This window comes from Pseudomonas sp. ERMR1:02, assembly GCF_002277815.1.
Lineage (GTDB): Bacteria > Pseudomonadota > Gammaproteobacteria > Pseudomonadales > Pseudomonadaceae > Aquipseudomonas.
The window spans coordinates 398,024-413,493 of record NZ_NKJI01000005.1 but is presented as its reverse complement, the minus strand read 5'-3'; the positions used below and the strand labels follow the sequence as shown (position 1 = coordinate 413,493).

Sequence of the window (15,470 nt, the reverse complement as noted above, 5' to 3'; positions counted from 1 at the left end):
GAGCTCCGATGTCTGGCAGAATTATACGCACCTCAGCTCCGGTTTCTCTCGCCTCATGCCCGCTATTACCACAGACCTGCCCGCCCTCGCCCAATCCATCAAGGACTGGGGCCGCGAGCTGGGCTTCCAGCAAGTCGGCATCAGCGGCCTCGACCTGGGTGAGCATGAGCAGCATCTGCAGCGCTGGCTCGACGCCGGCTACCACGGCGAAATGGACTACATGGGCGCCCATGGCAGTAAACGCTCGCACCCGGAAGAACTGGTGCCGGGTACATTGCGCGTTGTTTCACTGCGCATGGACTACCTGTCGGGCGATACCAAAATGGCGCAGTTACTGGCCCAACCGGAAAAAGCCTACGTTTCGCGTTATGCCTTGGGCCGCGATTACCACAAATTGATCCGTAAGCGCGTGCAACAACTGGCAGAAAAGATTCAGGCCGCCATCGGCCCATTCGGCTACCGAGCCTTCGTCGACAGTGCCCCGGTGCTGGAAAAAGCCATCGCGCAAAAGGCCGGCCTGGGCTGGATCGGCAAAAACACCCTGGTATTGAATCGCAAGGCGGGGAGTTATTTCTTCCTCGCCGAACTGTTCGTCGATTTGCCGCTGCCGGTGGACCCGCCCCACGCCACCGAACACTGCGGTCGATGCAGCGCCTGCCTCGACATCTGTCCGACCAATGCCTTTGTCGGCCCCTATGTGCTGGATGCCCGACGCTGCATTTCCTACCTGACCATTGAACTCAAAGGCGTCATCCCTGAAGAGCTGCGCTCGCTGATCGGCAACCGGGTATTCGGTTGCGATGATTGCCAGATCGTCTGCCCGTGGAACCGCTTCGCCCGTCCTTCTGGCGAAAGTGATTTCAAGCCACGACACAATCTGGACAACGCTGATCTGGCCGAACTGTTCATGTGGGATGAGGAAAAGTTTCTTAGCAGTACCGAAGGTTCGCCGCTAAGACGGGCGGGTTATGAAAGCTGGTTGCGCAATCTGGCCGTCGGCCTGGGTAACGCGCCGTCAACGATTCCCGTGCTGGAGGCGTTGAAGGCGCGACGGGATTATCCGTCTGAGCTGGTCCGCGAACACGTCAAATGGGCCCTGAAACAACACGGCCTCCTGTAGGAGCGAGCCTGCTCGCGATGGTCGTCAACGATAACGCGGTAATGCTGGCGCCCCGTGGAGTTCTCAGGTTTTTCGCGAGCAGGCTCGCTCCTACAGGGGGGGCGTGGATCAGGCCTCGTCGTTGTAGACGAACTTGGGCATTTCCCAATGGAAACGGATCGCCAGCAAGCGCAGCAGGAAGCCGCCGAATAGCGTGATCAGAATCGCCTGCTCTCCCGGCACATTCAGATAAAGACAAAGCAAGTAACACCAAGCCGCCGCGAACGAGACACTGGCATAGAGCTCGCGACGAAAGATCAGCGGAATGTCGTTGCAGAAAATGTCCCGCAGGATGCCGCCGAAAACTCCTGTGATCACGCCACTGACCGACGCCACCAACATGCCATGGCCCATTTCCAGGGCGGTCATGCAGCCGATCAGGGTGAAGGCCACCAGGCCCACGGCGTCGAGCACCAGAAACAGCGAGCGCAAATGGCGCATCCAACGGGCGGTGAACACCGTGAACATCGCCGCAATGGTTGTCAGCACCAGGTATTCCGGGTGTTTGACCCAAGTCAGCGGATAGTGGCCGAGCAACACATCGCGCACCGAACCGCCGCCCAAAGCCGTGACGCAAGCGATCAGCACCACGCCAAACCAATCCATTCCGCGACGGCCCGCAGACAGGGCGCCGGTCATGGCTTCGGCGGTAATGGCGATCAGGTAGAGCATCAGCAACATGGTGGCGGTCCTTGCAGAAAGGCGCGCAGTCTAGCCATTTAGCATCAGCACCAAAAGAGGGCGTTCCATAGATAGACCGCGTCACCTTCTTCGCGGGCAAGCCTCGCTCCTACAGGTTTAGCGCAATCCCTGTAGGAGCGAGGCTTGCCCGCGAAGGCGTCAGCGCTGACACAGCTAAATCAGAACTTGATGAAATGCTGGCGGTAATGCTGCAGCTCGGCGATGGATTCGCGAATATCGTCAAGGGCCAGGTGGGTACTGCCCTTCTTGAAGCTGTCGCGCACGTCTGGCGCCCAACGTGCCGCCAATTCCTTGAGGGTCGAGACGTCGAGGTTGCGGTAGTGGAAATAGCTTTCCAGGGATTTCATGTGGGTATAAAGGAAGCGACGGTCCTGGCAGATGCTGTTGCCACAGATCGGCGACTTGCCCTTCGGCACCCACTTCTCCAGAAAGGCGATGGTTTCGGCTTCCGCTTCGGCCATGCTGATGCGGCTGTCGCGAACGCGCTGGGTCAGGCCCGAGCCGCCATGTTGGCGGGTGTTCCACTCGTCCATGCCGGCGAGGATTTCGTCGCTGTGGTGGATGGCGATCACCGGGCCTTCGGCCAAGGTGTTCAGGTCGCTGTCGGTGACGATGGTAGCCATCTCGATAATGACGTCGGTATCCGGGTTCAGACCGGTCATTTCCAGGTCGATCCAGATCAGGTTCTGCGGATTTTGCATGTGTCGGCTCCTAGGCAATGCTGCGCAGTTTAGCCTAGGCGGGTGGCTGGGCGTGCTAAACTCGCGGCCGTTTTACCTAATCGCTGCATTATTGATACGGAACACCCATGGCCAAACGCCAACTCAATCGTCGTCAAAACTGGCGCATCGAAAAGATTCAGGGCGAACGCGCTGCCCGCGCCGCCAAACGCGAGTCGTCAGCTGTCGAGGCACTCGAAGGTGGCGACCTGGGCCCGGAACAGCACGGTCTGGTGATCGCGCACTTCGGCGTGCAGGTCGAGGTCGAGGCCCGCGATGGCGAGCACGCCGGCCAGGTGTTCCGTTGCCACCTGCGCGCCAACCTGCCGGCGCTGGTGACCGGCGATCAGGTGGTTTGGCGTGCCGGCAACCAGGGCATCGGTGTGATCGTGGCGCAACTGCCGCGCAACACCGAACTGTGCCGACCGGACAGCCGTGGCCAGCTCAAACCGGTGGCGGCCAACGTCGATATGATCGTCATCGTTTTCGCACCGTTGCCTGAACCCCACGCCAACCTGATCGACCGCTACCTGGTAGCCGCCGAACACGCGGGTATCAAACCGCTGCTGTTGCTGAACAAGTTCGACTTGATCGACGAGCAGAACGCCCCGGCGCTGAATGCCTTGCTGGCGGTTTACCGCACCCTGGGTTACCCGGTGCTCGAAGTGTCGGCTCACCACGGCAACGGCATGGAGCAGCTTCAAAAACTATTGGACGGACGCATCAGCGTGTTCGTCGGCCAGTCCGGCGTCGGCAAGTCATCGCTGGTCAACAGCCTGCTGCCGGACGTCGAAACCCGCGTCGGCCCGCTGTCCGAGCTATCCGGCCAAGGCACCCACACCACCACCACCGCGCGCCTGTTCCACTTCCCCGGTGGCGGTGAGTTGATCGACTCCCCGGGTATCCGCGAGTTCGGTCTGGGTCACGTCAGCCGTGCCGACGTCGAAGCCGGTTTCATCGAGTTCAATGACCTGCTCGGCACCTGCCGCTTCCGCGACTGCAAACACGACCGCGAGCCGGGTTGCGCCCTGCTCAAGGGTCTTGAAGATGGCCGCGTGCAGCAACAACGGATGAACAGCTACCGCTCGATCATCGCCAGCCTGCCGGAAAACGGCTATTGAGCCGCTTCCCGCAGACATGAAAAAGCCGCGATCATCGCGGCTTTTTTATGGGTCACTGCTTGGGCGCTTCACCCGGCTTCGGTGCCGGGTTATCGAACAGGTTCAACCGCTCGCGAAGCTCGTGGGCCGGCAATGGTTCCTTGTCTGCCGGTAATGCGTTCGGATCGGCTGGCACTTCACCCGGACCACCCTGCCCTTGCGTCGGCTCGGGAGCCGGTTCCGCGCCTTGCGAACCTTCGATGGCGCGCTGGGCTTTCTTGGTCAGCACGATGATGTCGATACGGCGGTTGACCGGATTGAACGGATGCTCGCGGTCAAACAAGGCAGATGAGGCATAACCGACCACCCGTGCCACTTGCGAGTCCGGATAGCTGCCCGCGACCAGCGCACGGCGAGCGGCGTTGGCACGGTTGGCCGAAAGCTCCCAGTTGCCGAAATCGCCCGTGCCGCTGAACGGCTTGGCATCGGTATGGCCGCTGATGCTGATCTTGTTCGGCACCGCCTTGATGGTGTCAGCCATGGCCAGCAGGATGTCTTCGAAATACGGTTTCAGACGCGCACTGCCGGAGTCGAACATCGGCCGGTTCTCGGCATCCACGATCTGGATGCGCAAACCGTCCGGCGTGAGATCGAACATAATCTGGTCTTTGAATTTCTGTAGCTGCGGATTCTCCTCGACCTTGGTCTGCAGTTCTTGCAGCAACAGTTCGAGTCGCTCCTTTTCTACCATCTCGGCCATGCCTTCGACCTGTTCGGCGTCAACAGTCACCTTGTCCGGCTGCGGCTGGGATTTGACCTCAGGGTTGAGGGTGTTTTCCGGCGCCAGGGTCGGTGTACCGCCCAGGTCGATGATGTACGGCGTACCGCTTTCGGAGAAACCGATCGGGTCCTTGAAGTAACCGGCGATGGCGATCTTCTGCTCCGGTGTTGCGGTGGACAACAGCCACAACACCAGGAAGAACGCCATCATCGCCGTAGCGAAGTCGGCGAAGGCGATTTTCCATGCGCCCCCGTGATGCCCGCCGGCGATGCGCTTGACGCGCTTGATGATTATCGGCTGGTTATTTTCCATAACTTAGCGACCACGAACCGCTTGTTCCAGCTCAGCGAAGCTAGGACGGTGCGCCGGGTACAGAACCTTGCGCCCGAACTCCACGGCCAGCGATGGCGGCATGCCGGAAGCCGAGGCGACCAGCGAAGCCTTGATGGCTTCGTAGACGTTCAGTTCTTCCTTGGCATCGTGGGCCAGGGAATGGGCCAGCGGGCCGAAGAAGCCGTAGGCCGCGAGAATACCGAAGAACGTACCGACCAGTGCCGCACCGACGTGCAGGCCGATGGATTTTTGATCGCCCTCACCCAGGGAAGCCATGGTCACCACGATACCCAGTACCGCCGCGACGATACCAAAACCGGGCATGGCGTCGGCGATACCGTTCACCGCGTGGGACGGGTGCTCCAGGTCTTCCTTGAGACTGTACAGCTCCATGTCGAACAGGCCTTCGAGTTCATGGGGCGCCATGTTGCCGGAGGACATGATGCGCAGGTAATCGCAGATGAACGCGGTCATGCGCTCGTCTTTGAGAACCGTCGGGTACTTGGCGAAGATCGGGCTCGCGGCGGCATCTTCAATGTCGCCTTCGATGGCCATCATGCCTTCACGGCGGCTCTTGTTGAGGATCTCGTAGATCAGGCCCAGTACTTCTAGATAGAAGGTATGGCTGAAGCGCGAACCGAACATGCTCAAGGACTTCTTGAGCACGTGCATCGTCATGTAGCCGGGGTTGGCCTGCAGGAATGCACCAAGCGCCGCACCACCGATAATCATGACCTCGAAGGGCTGGATCAGGGCGGCAATTTTGCCGTGAGAGAGTACGTATCCGCCGAGCACGCTCGCGAATACGACGATGATGCCGATTATTTTAGCCATAGGTAGGAGAGCACTTACTGAGTCGGGTTCAAGGTCATATTCGGAAGTTAATAAATCTCTTCTTCTACTTATCGGCAAAACTGCGCCAGACTAAAGCCAGTTCAGGCGAAAAACCAATTTGACCCATTCCGGGCATAAATAATGCTGACGATGATCGCCTCCAGACATGGCTAACGAAACGAACGTCCCAACTCCAAAACCAACCACTCTCGCAGGCTGGGTCAAGCTTCTGGATGGCGTGCGCTTGCCGATCCCGCAGGCCAGTCACGACAGTGTCTGCCGGGCGATCCGCGACAGTCGCAGCTCGTTGCGCGACATTGCCGAATTAATGCAGGGCAGCCCGGCCCTGGCATTGACCGTGATCCGCGAAGCCAATCGGCACACCCATGGCAGCATGACCGAGCCTGCTGAAAACCTAGAGGTCGCGATCAATCGCCTCGGTCTCAAGCGCACCGAAGAGCTGCTCGAACGCCTGCCCGCCTTGCCCCAGAACGAAATTCCAAAAACCCTGCGCCAGTTGCAGATGATCAGCCAGCACGCCAGCCAACAGGCCAACGGTTTTTTCGCCAGTCGCCTGGCGCGCCTGTGGCAGGACATCCACTGGGGCAGCCTGTTGTTTCTCTCGCCGTTGTGGCCTTTGGCGCTGACGCATCCACAGTTGCTCGAAGACTGGGAACTGCGGGTCATCCATAAAGGCGAGTCGGCGCGAAAAGTCGAAAAGCAATTGTTTGGCGCGCGCTTGCTGGAAATCGGCCTGGCCCTGGTGGATCTCTGGCGGCTGCCGATCTGGGTGCAGCAGGGTTATAAACTGCTGCTCACCGAGCAACGGGAACTGGTGAAAGTGCTGCGCATTGCCCGCGACAGCGAGCATCCGTTACGTCAGCAGAACCGTCTCGACGACGATCCGACCCTGCGCCGCTGGCTCAATCAACCGGCCAACACCGTACTGCTGGCCAACGGCCTGGCGCTGTCGGCGCAACAGGCCTGGGACAGCCCGCACAGCGAGCGCTGGCAGTACCTGACCAGCCTTTATCTGCAAATGCCGATGGACGAAGTGCAGCAGCAACTGCACCAGCAGTCGGCCAACAGTGCGCGCCATCACGCCATGCCCGACCTGTGGCACCCTGCCGTTGCGCTGATATGGCCGTGGGGCACAAATCGCGTCCACGCCGGTCTGTTGCCGGCCCCGGCACCGACCGCCGAAGACCTGGCGAAGTGGCGCAGACAATGTGCCGAACTGCTGATCGAGCCGAGTCGCTTCACCAATGCCATGCACCTGACTACCTCTGCCCGGGACGCATTGGTTGCATGCGGCATGCGTCGGGTGATGATCCTGATGGCCGATCGCACCCACGCCAATCTGCGGGTGCACCAGACCGCCGGATTGCCAAAGGAAGTTGCAGGCCTCAACTTTGTCGTCAGCCAGAGCAACGTTCTGCAACGCTTGCTCGTGCAACAGGCTCAAGTGCGTCTGACACCGACCAACAACGCTCAGTTTTCCGCCCTGTTGCCCAACAGCCTGCGTTCGCAGTTCAGCGGCGAACACGTGTTGCTGCGCTCGCTGGTCAACAATGGCCGGGTGATCATGATCGTTGTGGCGGATCAAGGCGGCGGGCCATTTTCGGAAATCACCGTACAAGCCTTCGGCAAAACCGCGCAGTGCATCGAGAAAGCGCTGCATAGCTTTAGTCAGCGCGGCAAATGACGCTGCGCTACAATCCTCCCTTTTGTGCCCTGGAGACCTCACATGTCTGACTTCTCTGGCTTGCCGCTGGTGATCGAACCGAGCGACTTGCTCCCTCGCCTCGAGTCCCGCGAACTGATTCTGGTGGACCTGACCAGCAGCGCCCGCTATACCGAAGGGCATATTCCCGGTGCGCGGTTTGTCGATCCGAAACGCACGCAGCTCGGTCAGGCGCCTGCACCGGGGCTGATGCCGCCGCAAGCTGCACTCGAAACGTTGTTCGGTGAGCTGGGACACAACTCCAATGCGGTCTACGTGGTTTATGACGACGAAGGCGGCGGTTGGGCCGGGCGCTTTATCTGGCTTCTGGATGTCATCGGCCACAGCAAATACCACTATGTCGACGGTGGCCTCCCGGCGTGGCTGGCAGAAGGCATGCCTATGTCGATTCAGATCCCGGCTCACGTTGGTGGCCCGGTTGCGTTGACTCTGCACGATGAACCCACTGCTACCCGCGAGTATCTGCAAAGCCGTCTCGGTGCTGCCGACCTTGCGATCTGGGACGCGCGCGGGCCGCTGGAATACTCCGGTGAGAAAGTCCTGGCGGCCAAGGGCGGACACATTCCCGGCGCGGTCAATTTCGAATGGACTGCGGGCATGGATAAGGCGCGCAACCTGCGCATTCGCAGCGATATGCCGCAAATCCTGGAACAACTGGGGATCAGCAAAGATAAAGAAATCATCACCCATTGCCAGACCCATCACCGGTCCGGCTTCACCTATCTGGTGGCCAAGTCCCTCGGTTATCCGCGGGTCAAAGGCTACGCCGGCTCCTGGGGCGAATGGGGCAACCATCCCGATACCCCTGTAGAGAATTAAGGTTTTTAAGGACAGTTAATGAACAAGCGTGTGTTTATCATCAGCCAGTACCTGCTGCCCCACAACCTGCTCTCGCGACTGGCCGGCTGCATTGCCGAATGCCGCGTGCGCTGGTTCAAGAATGCCTTCACCGCCTGGTTCGCGCAGCGTTACCAGGTGAACATGTCCGAGGCCCTGGTCGAAGACCTGACCGCCTACGAGCACTTCAACGCCTTCTTTACCCGCGCCTTGAAAGACGGCGCCCGCCCACTGGACGAAACACCGGGGGCGATCCTCAGCCCGGCCGACGGCGCGATCAGCCAGCTTGGCCCGATCGAGCACGGCCGCGTGTTCCAGGCCAAGGGCCACAGCTTCAGCGTGCTGGAACTGCTGGGTGGCGATGCGGCGAATGCCGCGCCGTTCATGGGCGGTGATTTCGCCACCATTTACCTGTCGCCGAAGGATTACCACCGCGTGCACATGCCACTGGCCGGCACACTGCGCGAGATGGTCTACATTCCAGGCCGTTTGTTCTCGGTCAACCAGACCACCGCTGAAAACGTGCCGGAACTGTTCGCCCGCAACGAACGCGTGGCGTGCATTTTCGACACCGAGCGCGGACCGATGGCCGTGGTGCTTGTGGGCGCAATGATCGTCGCATCGATTGAAACCGTGTGGGCCGGGCTGGTCACGCCGCCGAAACGCGAGCTGAAAACCTTCCGCTACGACGAAGCCGCACGCGCGCCGATCCACCTGGAAAAAGGTGCGGAACTGGGCCGCTTCAAGCTGGGCTCGACCGCTGTCGTGCTGTTCGGGCCGGATCAAGTGAAATGGGCCGAAGAGTTGGCGGCCGGTTCGCCGGTGCAGATGGGCCAAGGCATGGGCCTGCCGAAAGCCTGATAGACACCGCTACTGTAGGAGCGAGCCTGCTCGCGATGGACGTTAACGATGACGCGGGCATTCAGAATGCCCGCGTTGCCCTCAGGTTCATCGCGAGCAGGCTCGCTCCTACAGTTGTTTTGTGGTGTTAAAGCTGGCCGTCGCGATCGCGGAAGCCCAGCAGGTACAGCACACCATCCAACCCCAGGGTTGAAATTGCCTGCTTCGCCGACTGTTTGACCAGCGGCTTGGCACGGAACGCCACACCCAGCCCGGCAATCGCCAGCATCGGCAAGTCGTTGGCGCCGTCGCCGACTGCAATCGTCTGCTCCAGACGCAAGCCTTCCTTGTGCGCCAACTCTTTGAGCAGATCAGCCTTGCGCTGTGCATCGACAATCGGCTCGACCGCCACGCCGGTCACCTTGCCGTCGACCACTTCCAGTTCGTTGGCGAACACATAGTCGATGCCCAGCTTCGCTTGCAATTGCTTGGCGAAGTAAGTGAAGCCGCCTGACAGTATGGCTGTCTTGTAACCCAGACGCTTGAGTTCAGCGAACAGGGTTTCGGCACCTTCAGTCAGACGCAGCGAGGCACCGATCGAATCCAGCACGCCAACATCCAGACCTTTGAGCAACGCCAGACGCTCTTTGAAGCTGGCGCGGAAATCCAGTTCGCCGGCCATCGCCCGCTCGGTAATTTCCGACACCTTGTCGCCCACGCCGGCCGCCTTGGCCAGTTCGTCGATGACTTCGGCTTCGATCAGGGTCGAGTCCATGTCGAATACCGCCAGACGGCGGTTGCGACGGAATAGAGAATCTTCCTGAAAGGCGATGTCGACGTTCAGTTCCTGGGCCACGCTGAGGAATTCGGCCCTCAGCGCCTGCGGATCAGCCGCTTCGCCGCGCACGGAGAACTCGATGCAGCCCTTGCCCTTGTCGGCCGGGGTATCCAGCGGCATGCGGCCGGACAGACGATCGATGTGGTCGATGTTCAAGCCATATTTGGCGGTGATCGAGCTCACGGCCTGCAATTGCCCGGCGGTCACTTTGCGGGTCAACAGCGTCACGATATGGCGTTTTTTGCCCTGGTTACCGACCCACTGCTGGTAATCCTCTTCGGACACCGGAGTGAAACGTACCTGCTGATCAAGCTCATATCCCTTGAACAGGATGTCCTTGAGTACCGACTTGCCTTGTTCGGTGTCAGGAATTTCAACCAGGATGCCGAACGACAGAGTGTCGTGGATCACTGCCTGACCGATGTCGAGAATATTCACACCACCCTGGGCCAGAACGCCGGTAATGGCCGCAGTCAGACCCGGACGGTCGACTCCCGTGATGTTTATCAGGACGATTTCGCGCAAGGCGCACCCCCGCAAGTGGAAAAAAACCGCATTCTACCCACTTTCAGTGACCATCGGGCACCGTGAGCGCTTTGCCGGTCTAGGGGCTGTCGCTATACTGCGCGTCAACTTCACGGACAAAAGAGCCGAGCTCAAGTGAACCGGCCCACGCCAGTAAAAACCGATAACTTCTTTCTGCTGATCTTCCGTGCACTGCGCCATCGCCGTGTACCGATTGCATTGCGCATAGCCAGCCATAACGTGATCCTGGTCGCTCTGGCCCTGGTCATCTATGCCGGTGTGATGGGATTGCAGTTCAAGCAGGCCATGCACGAGCAGGCGGATGCGCTGGGTGAAAGCCTGACCACGCAGACAGCCACCTCGGCCACCGAGTTGTTGGTGTCCAACGACATCCTCAGCCTCAATGTGCTGCTCAACAACCTGACCAAGAACAAGCTGGTGGCCCATGCCGCCATCTACAGCGTGGACAACCGCATCCTCGCCGAAGCAGGTCAGCGTCCCAAGCACGGTCTGTGGGGCGAAGCCGAGGGCATGTACCAGAGCAAGATCACTTTCCAGGATGTGACCGCCGGTCAACTGCGCATCAGCCTGGACATGGATCAATTCCAGCAACCGATGACCATCAGCCTGCAAAGCATGGGCATTTTGAGTGCGATTCTGTTGGCTCTGTCCCTGGCCTTGAGCCTGCGCCTGGGTCGGCACATCTCCACGCCACTCCTGCAATTGCGGGTTTGGCTGCGCAACATCGACGAGTTCACCCCGGCCACCGAACGCCAGGACGAGATCGGCGACCTGGCGCGCCAGCTGCACGCCAACTTCGCGCCGGAGCCGGCCGAACCCGAGCCTGTGCCGGAACCCGAGTTTGACGACAGCGATTACGACGACGCCGAACCGGGCTTCGAAGTGCGAAATTTGCGTGATCCAAGCTTCGATGAAAGCCGCCCGGTGGCCGCGATGAAGGCTGCGCCACGGCGCGTTGTCAGCACCGCCGAAGACGATGACGAAGATGCGTTCGCCGACTTGCTCGATGACTCGGCAGACAACGCTTCGAAACCACTGGCCAAGCCAGTGGCATCCAGCGTCCCGCAACACAGCGCTGTTCTGGCCGTACAGCTGGGCTCCCAAGAGCAACTGCGGCGTTTGCCCCGTGCACGACTGGATGAACTGCTCAAACGCTACCGCGACTGCCTCGACCAGGCCGCCTCGCTCTACCAGAGCGAACTGCACACCTTGAACGATGGCAGCACGCTGATGCTGTTCCACACCGAAGACAGCGGTGACGATTACCTGACCAACGCCATCTGCTGCGGTGAATTGTTGCGGGCGCTGGGCCATCAGTTACAGATCGAAGTCGCCGACAGCGGCATCACCCTGCAACTGCAACTGGGCCTGACGCTGGGCGACGAATTGTTCGGCCTGAGTCAGATCGACCTGCTGCTGACCGACCCCGCCCAGGACGCCCTGGCCCTGTCGCAACACAGCCGCAACCTGCTGCTGGTGGAGCGCAAGATCAGCGACGATGCCCTGATCCGCCAACGCGCGCGTATCCGGCCGATTGCCAGCCCTGAAGGCGCGTGCTGCGTGGAGCGCTTGATGGAGCCTTATCCGTCGATGCTTGAACGGCAACTGGCGCGGATGCATGAACGTCGGGCGTAACAGCCTGGTAATGAAGAAGCCCGCACACGAGTGATCGTCTGCGGGCTGATCGTTCCCACGCTCTGCGTGGGAATGCCTCCAGGGACGCTCCGCGTTCCAGCCTCACCTCATATCCCAAGCCTGGCACCGATGTGACGCAGAGCGTCACGGGCTGCATTCCCACGCAGAGCGTGGGAACGATCACGCGCCAGAAACAACAAAGCCCGCATCAATGCGGGCTTTGTGTTGTATCGGTCCGAACTTAGAAGCGGAACACTTCCATATCCGTGCGAATCGGCGCAGCCATCGGAATCTTCGGCTGCTTTTCCGCTTCCGCCGCAGGCGCCACAGACTTGGCTGGCGGTTTACGAGGCGCTTCGGCGATCGGTGGCTGGTTGGCCAGCGGCTTGAGCGCGGTCGACAGCTGTTCGGCAAGTTTCTGCAACAACACACCCTGGGCCTGAACCTGAGCGGCAGTAGTGCCGGCGTGTTGCTCCTGAAGATGAATGATGCGGTTGTCACGCACCTGACCACGGCGATCGATCAGACGCCATTGCGCATCAAGGATCGCCGGTTGTTTTTCACCCGAGTCCAGGCGCGTGATTGTCAGCAGCACCTGAACATCTGGCGTGAAACCCACGGTCGCGGGCGCCAGCACTACACGCTGGCTATCCAGATGACCGGCGACCTGACGCAGCAGCAACTGATCGATGTCCGAAGACAGACTCCCCGCCCAACGACCGTCGATCGAAGCTTGCAGGCTGCCATCGGGCTGACGCTGCAACAGCGTTTCGCGCTGAAGATAATCAGCAACGGTTACCGGGCCGAGCAATACTGCCATGCCCGCGCTTTGCGCAGGCTGAACCGGACTTCCGCTGTCCAGTTGATACAGCGACACCGGTTGGTGCGTGCTGCAACCCGCCAGCCCCAAAAGGCCAGCGAGCATCAAAATAAAAGGAAGGCGCAGAGCAGTCATCGTCCCATCCAGGTGATCGCCACAAGGCTAATCACAGTGAAAAATACTCAATAAATATGAAGAACGCTCGGCCACGCCGGCGCTTGAAAGGCCATATCATCCGTGAATATGCGCTCCGACTCCAGCGCGAAAGCGTCGATCTACGCGTTAAATCGTAGATCGAGCGCTCTAGCACGCTTAATTGAGGTTTTCGACGAGCAGCGCATCCACCCTCTGGAAGCCACGCGGCAACTTGTTACCCCGACGCCCACGCTCACCCTTGTAGTGTTCGAGGTCGTCCGCTTTCAGTGACAAGGTACGTTTTCCGGCCTGCAGCACCAATGTGGCGCCATCCGGAATCACAGCGATGTCCGTTACATACTCTTCTCGACTGGCCACTCGCTCACCGGAAATCCCGATGATCTTGTTGCCTTTGCCCTTACCTAATTGTGGCAGATCGCTGATCTTGAAGATCAGCAGGCGACCTTCGGTTGTCACCGAAGCCAGCCAGTTCTGTTCACGATCGGCCACCGGACGCGGCAGGATGACCTTGGCGTTGTTCGGCAGGCTCAATAGCGCCTTGCCCGCCTTGTTCTTGGCCTGCAGGTCTTCACCCTTGACCACAAAACCGTAACCGGCATCGGACGCGATGACGTACAGCGCGTCGTCTTCCGGCATCAGCACGCATTCGAAGCTCGCCCCCGGCGGCGGCGTCAGACGGCCTGTCAGCGGCTCGCCTTGGCCACGAGCGGATGGCAACGTATGTGCGGCCACCGAGTAGCTGCGGCCGGTGGAGTCGATAAATACCGCGAATTGATTGGAACGCCCCGCCGCCAAAGCCTTGAATCCATCTCCGGCCTTGTAGGAAAGCCCGGTGGCATCGATGTCGTGCCCCTTGGCGGAACGAATCCAGCCTTTTTCCGACAACACAACGGTGACCTTCTCGTTGGGCAGCAGATCGTGCTCGGTCAGGGCCTTGGCTTCAGTGCGCTCGACGATTGGCGAGCGGCGGTCGTCGCCATAGGTTTCGGCGTCCTTGATCAGCTCGGTGCGCACCAGCTTCTTCAGTTTGGCTTCGCTGCTCAGCAGTGCTTGCAGTTTGGCTTGCTCTTTGAGGAGCTCATCCTGCTCGGCACGCAACTTCATTTCTTCCAGGCGCGCCAACTGACGCAACCGGGTATCAAGGATGTAGTCAGCCTGGATTTCGCTCAGGGCGAAACGCTCGATCAGCGCGGCTTTCGGATGCTCCTCAGTACGAATGATGTGAATCACTTCATCCAGGTTGAGGTAGGCGATCAACAAACCGTCCAACAGGTGCAGGCGACGCTCGACTTTATCGAGACGGAACTGCAGGCGGCGACGAACGGTCTGCACCCGGAATTCCAGCCATTCCACCAGCAATGCACGCAGATTCTTCAGCTGTGGCTTGCCGTCGAGGCCGATGATGTTGACGTTGACCCGGTAGCTGGACTCCAGCTCCGTGCTGGCGAACAGGTGTTGCATCAGCGCATCGTGGTCAAAGTTCTTGCGTGCACCCGGAATAATCACGATCCGGCACGGGTTTTCATGGTCCGACTCGTCACGCAGATCCGCGATTTGCGGGGCTTTGGACGGCTTGGCCTGCATCATCGCCGCGATCTGTTCCAACACCTTGGCACCGGATACCTGATGCGGCAGCGCGGTGACGATGATGTCGCCATCTTCAATGTGGTACACGGCGCGCATGCGCACCGAGCCCTTGCCGGTTTCGTATATTTTCAGCAAATCGGCGCGCGGCGTGATGATTTCCGCTTCGGTCGGGTAGTCCGGACCTTGAATGTGCTCGCAAAGCTGATCGACCGTGGCCTTTGGCTCATCGAGCAAACGCACGCACGCGCTCGCGACTTCTCGCAGGTTGTGCGGCGGTACGTCGGTGGCCATGCCCACGGCGATACCGGTGGTGCCATTGAGCAGGATGTTCGGTAAACGTGCCGGCAACACCAGCGGCTCGTCGAGGGTGCCGTCGAAGTTCGGGCCCCAATCCGCGGTGCCCTGGCCCAGCTCGCTGAGCAGCACTTCGGAGTAACGCGACAGGCGCGCCTCGGTGTATCGCATCGCGGCGAAGGACTTGGGATCGTCCGGCGCACCCCAGTTACCCTGCCCGTCCACCAACGTGTAGCGGTAGCTGAACGGTTGGGCCATCAGCACCATGGCTTCGTAGCAGGCCGAGTCGCCGTGGGGGTGGAATTTACCGAGCACGTCACCGACGGTACGCGCCGATTTCTTGTGCTTGGAGTCGGCGTCCAGCCCCAACTCGCTCATGGCATAAATGATGCGCCGCTGTACTGGCTTCAGGCCGTCGCCGATATGCGGCAAGGCACGGTCCATGATCACGTACATGGAGTAGTTGAGGTAGGCATTTTCGGTGAAGTCAGCCAGCGATCGGCGTTCTACGCCATCTAAGCTGTCTGCAAGGATGTCGCTCATGC

At 60.1% G+C, this 15,470-nt stretch carries 13 protein-coding genes; 6 read left to right on the top strand and 7 right to left on the bottom strand.

All coding sequences use genetic code 11. The annotated features are described in order from the left end of the window. Positions 1–55 precede the first annotated feature (55 nt). Positions 56–1,120, top strand: coding sequence for a tRNA epoxyqueuosine(34) reductase QueG (gene queG, locus CES87_RS12715; RefSeq protein ID WP_128606379.1), 1,065 nt, complete (start codon positions 56–58; stop codon positions 1,118–1,120). Between the two features lie 108 nt (positions 1,121–1,228). Here queG and CES87_RS12705 read toward each other — a convergent pair whose 3' ends face one another. Both CES87_RS12705 and orn read right to left on the bottom strand, forming a co-directional pair. Next, entirely contained in the window at positions 1,229–1,840 is a 612-nt protein-coding gene (locus CES87_RS12705) for a trimeric intracellular cation channel family protein (RefSeq protein WP_128606377.1), read from the bottom strand. 179 nt (positions 1,841–2,019) lie between these two features. After that, positions 2,020–2,562: an oligoribonuclease gene (orn, locus tag CES87_RS12700; RefSeq protein ID WP_128606376.1), complete on the bottom strand. Its 543-nt coding sequence runs from the start codon at positions 2,560–2,562 to the stop codon at positions 2,020–2,022. Between the two features lie 107 nt (positions 2,563–2,669). On the opposite strand from orn, the gene rsgA reads away from it, so the two are divergent. Then, on the top strand, positions 2,670–3,701 hold the full coding sequence (gene rsgA / locus CES87_RS12695; protein WP_128606375.1) for a small ribosomal subunit biogenesis GTPase RsgA: 1,032 nt from the start codon (positions 2,670–2,672) through the stop codon (positions 3,699–3,701). 52 nt (positions 3,702–3,753) lie between these two features. On the opposite strand, the gene motB is transcribed toward rsgA, so the two are convergent. Both motB and motA read right to left on the bottom strand, forming a co-directional pair. Further along, positions 3,754–4,773 (bottom strand): flagellar motor protein MotB, encoded by a 1,020-nt coding sequence (gene motB, locus CES87_RS12690; RefSeq protein WP_128606374.1) that lies wholly within the window; start codon positions 4,771–4,773, stop codon positions 3,754–3,756. 3 nt (positions 4,774–4,776) lie between these two features. Then, positions 4,777–5,628 (bottom strand): flagellar motor stator protein MotA, encoded by an 852-nt coding sequence (motA, locus tag CES87_RS12685; protein WP_128606373.1) that lies wholly within the window; start codon positions 5,626–5,628, stop codon positions 4,777–4,779. A gap of 166 nt (positions 5,629–5,794) precedes the next feature. Between motA and CES87_RS12680 the strand changes: the two genes are divergently transcribed. From CES87_RS12680 to asd, 3 genes are read left to right on the top strand one after another with little or no spacing between them, the layout of a single operon-like run. Next, positions 5,795–7,333, top strand: coding sequence for an HDOD domain-containing protein (locus tag CES87_RS12680; RefSeq protein ID WP_128606372.1), 1,539 nt, complete (start codon positions 5,795–5,797; stop codon positions 7,331–7,333). Between the two features lie 42 nt (positions 7,334–7,375). Further along, positions 7,376–8,191 (top strand): rhodanese-like domain-containing protein, encoded by an 816-nt coding sequence (locus tag CES87_RS12675; RefSeq protein WP_128606371.1) that lies wholly within the window; start codon positions 7,376–7,378, stop codon positions 8,189–8,191. Between the two features lie 18 nt (positions 8,192–8,209). Continuing rightward, complete coding sequence (gene asd / locus CES87_RS12670; RefSeq protein WP_128606370.1) at positions 8,210–9,070, top strand: archaetidylserine decarboxylase; 861 nt, start codon at positions 8,210–8,212, stop codon at positions 9,068–9,070. A 127-nt stretch (positions 9,071–9,197) separates the two neighbouring features. On the opposite strand, the gene serB is transcribed toward asd, so the two are convergent. Next, positions 9,198–10,412, bottom strand: coding sequence for a phosphoserine phosphatase SerB (serB, locus tag CES87_RS12665; protein ID WP_095192149.1), 1,215 nt, complete (start codon positions 10,410–10,412; stop codon positions 9,198–9,200). Between the two features lie 135 nt (positions 10,413–10,547). Between serB and CES87_RS12660 the strand changes: the two genes are divergently transcribed. Further along, a complete protein-coding gene (locus CES87_RS12660) occupies positions 10,548–12,068 on the top strand; it encodes an AhpA/YtjB family protein (RefSeq protein ID WP_128606369.1) in 1,521 nt (506 codons plus the stop codon). Between the two features lie 241 nt (positions 12,069–12,309). On the opposite strand, the gene CES87_RS12655 is transcribed toward CES87_RS12660, so the two are convergent. Both CES87_RS12655 and parC read right to left on the bottom strand, forming a co-directional pair. Beyond that, a complete protein-coding gene (locus CES87_RS12655) occupies positions 12,310–13,023 on the bottom strand; it encodes a membrane integrity-associated transporter subunit PqiC (protein ID WP_128606368.1) in 714 nt (237 codons plus the stop codon). 177 nt (positions 13,024–13,200) lie between these two features. Next, positions 13,201–15,468 carry a DNA topoisomerase IV subunit A gene (gene parC / locus CES87_RS12650; protein ID WP_128606367.1) on the bottom strand — a complete coding sequence of 756 codons (2,268 nt, stop codon included), beginning with the start codon at positions 15,466–15,468 and terminating at the stop codon, positions 13,201–13,203. Positions 15,469–15,470 lie beyond the last annotated feature (2 nt).

What these genes read in the sequence shown, in the direction of transcription:
- queG (WP_128606379.1), top strand. Translation starts at nt 56, where the DNA reads ATGCCCGCTATTACCACAGACCTGCCCGCCCTCGCCCAATCCATCAAG.
- CES87_RS12705 (WP_128606377.1), bottom strand. Translation starts at nt 1,840, where the DNA reads ATGTTGCTGATGCTCTACCTGATCGCCATTACCGCCGAAGCCATGACC.
- orn (WP_128606376.1), bottom strand. Translation starts at nt 2,562, where the DNA reads ATGCAAAATCCGCAGAACCTGATCTGGATCGACCTGGAAATGACCGGT.
- rsgA (WP_128606375.1), top strand. Translation starts at nt 2,670, where the DNA reads ATGGCCAAACGCCAACTCAATCGTCGTCAAAACTGGCGCATCGAAAAG.
- motB (WP_128606374.1), bottom strand. Translation starts at nt 4,773, where the DNA reads ATGGAAAATAACCAGCCGATAATCATCAAGCGCGTCAAGCGCATCGCC.
- motA (WP_128606373.1), bottom strand. Translation starts at nt 5,628, where the DNA reads ATGGCTAAAATAATCGGCATCATCGTCGTATTCGCGAGCGTGCTCGGC.
- CES87_RS12680 (WP_128606372.1), top strand. Translation starts at nt 5,795, where the DNA reads ATGGCTAACGAAACGAACGTCCCAACTCCAAAACCAACCACTCTCGCA.
- CES87_RS12675 (WP_128606371.1), top strand. Translation starts at nt 7,376, where the DNA reads ATGTCTGACTTCTCTGGCTTGCCGCTGGTGATCGAACCGAGCGACTTG.
- asd (WP_128606370.1), top strand. Translation starts at nt 8,210, where the DNA reads ATGAACAAGCGTGTGTTTATCATCAGCCAGTACCTGCTGCCCCACAAC.
- CES87_RS12655 (WP_128606368.1), bottom strand. Translation starts at nt 13,023, where the DNA reads ATGACTGCTCTGCGCCTTCCTTTTATTTTGATGCTCGCTGGCCTTTTG.
- parC (WP_128606367.1), bottom strand. Translation starts at nt 15,468, where the DNA reads ATGAGCGACATCCTTGCAGACAGCTTAGATGGCGTAGAACGCCGATCG.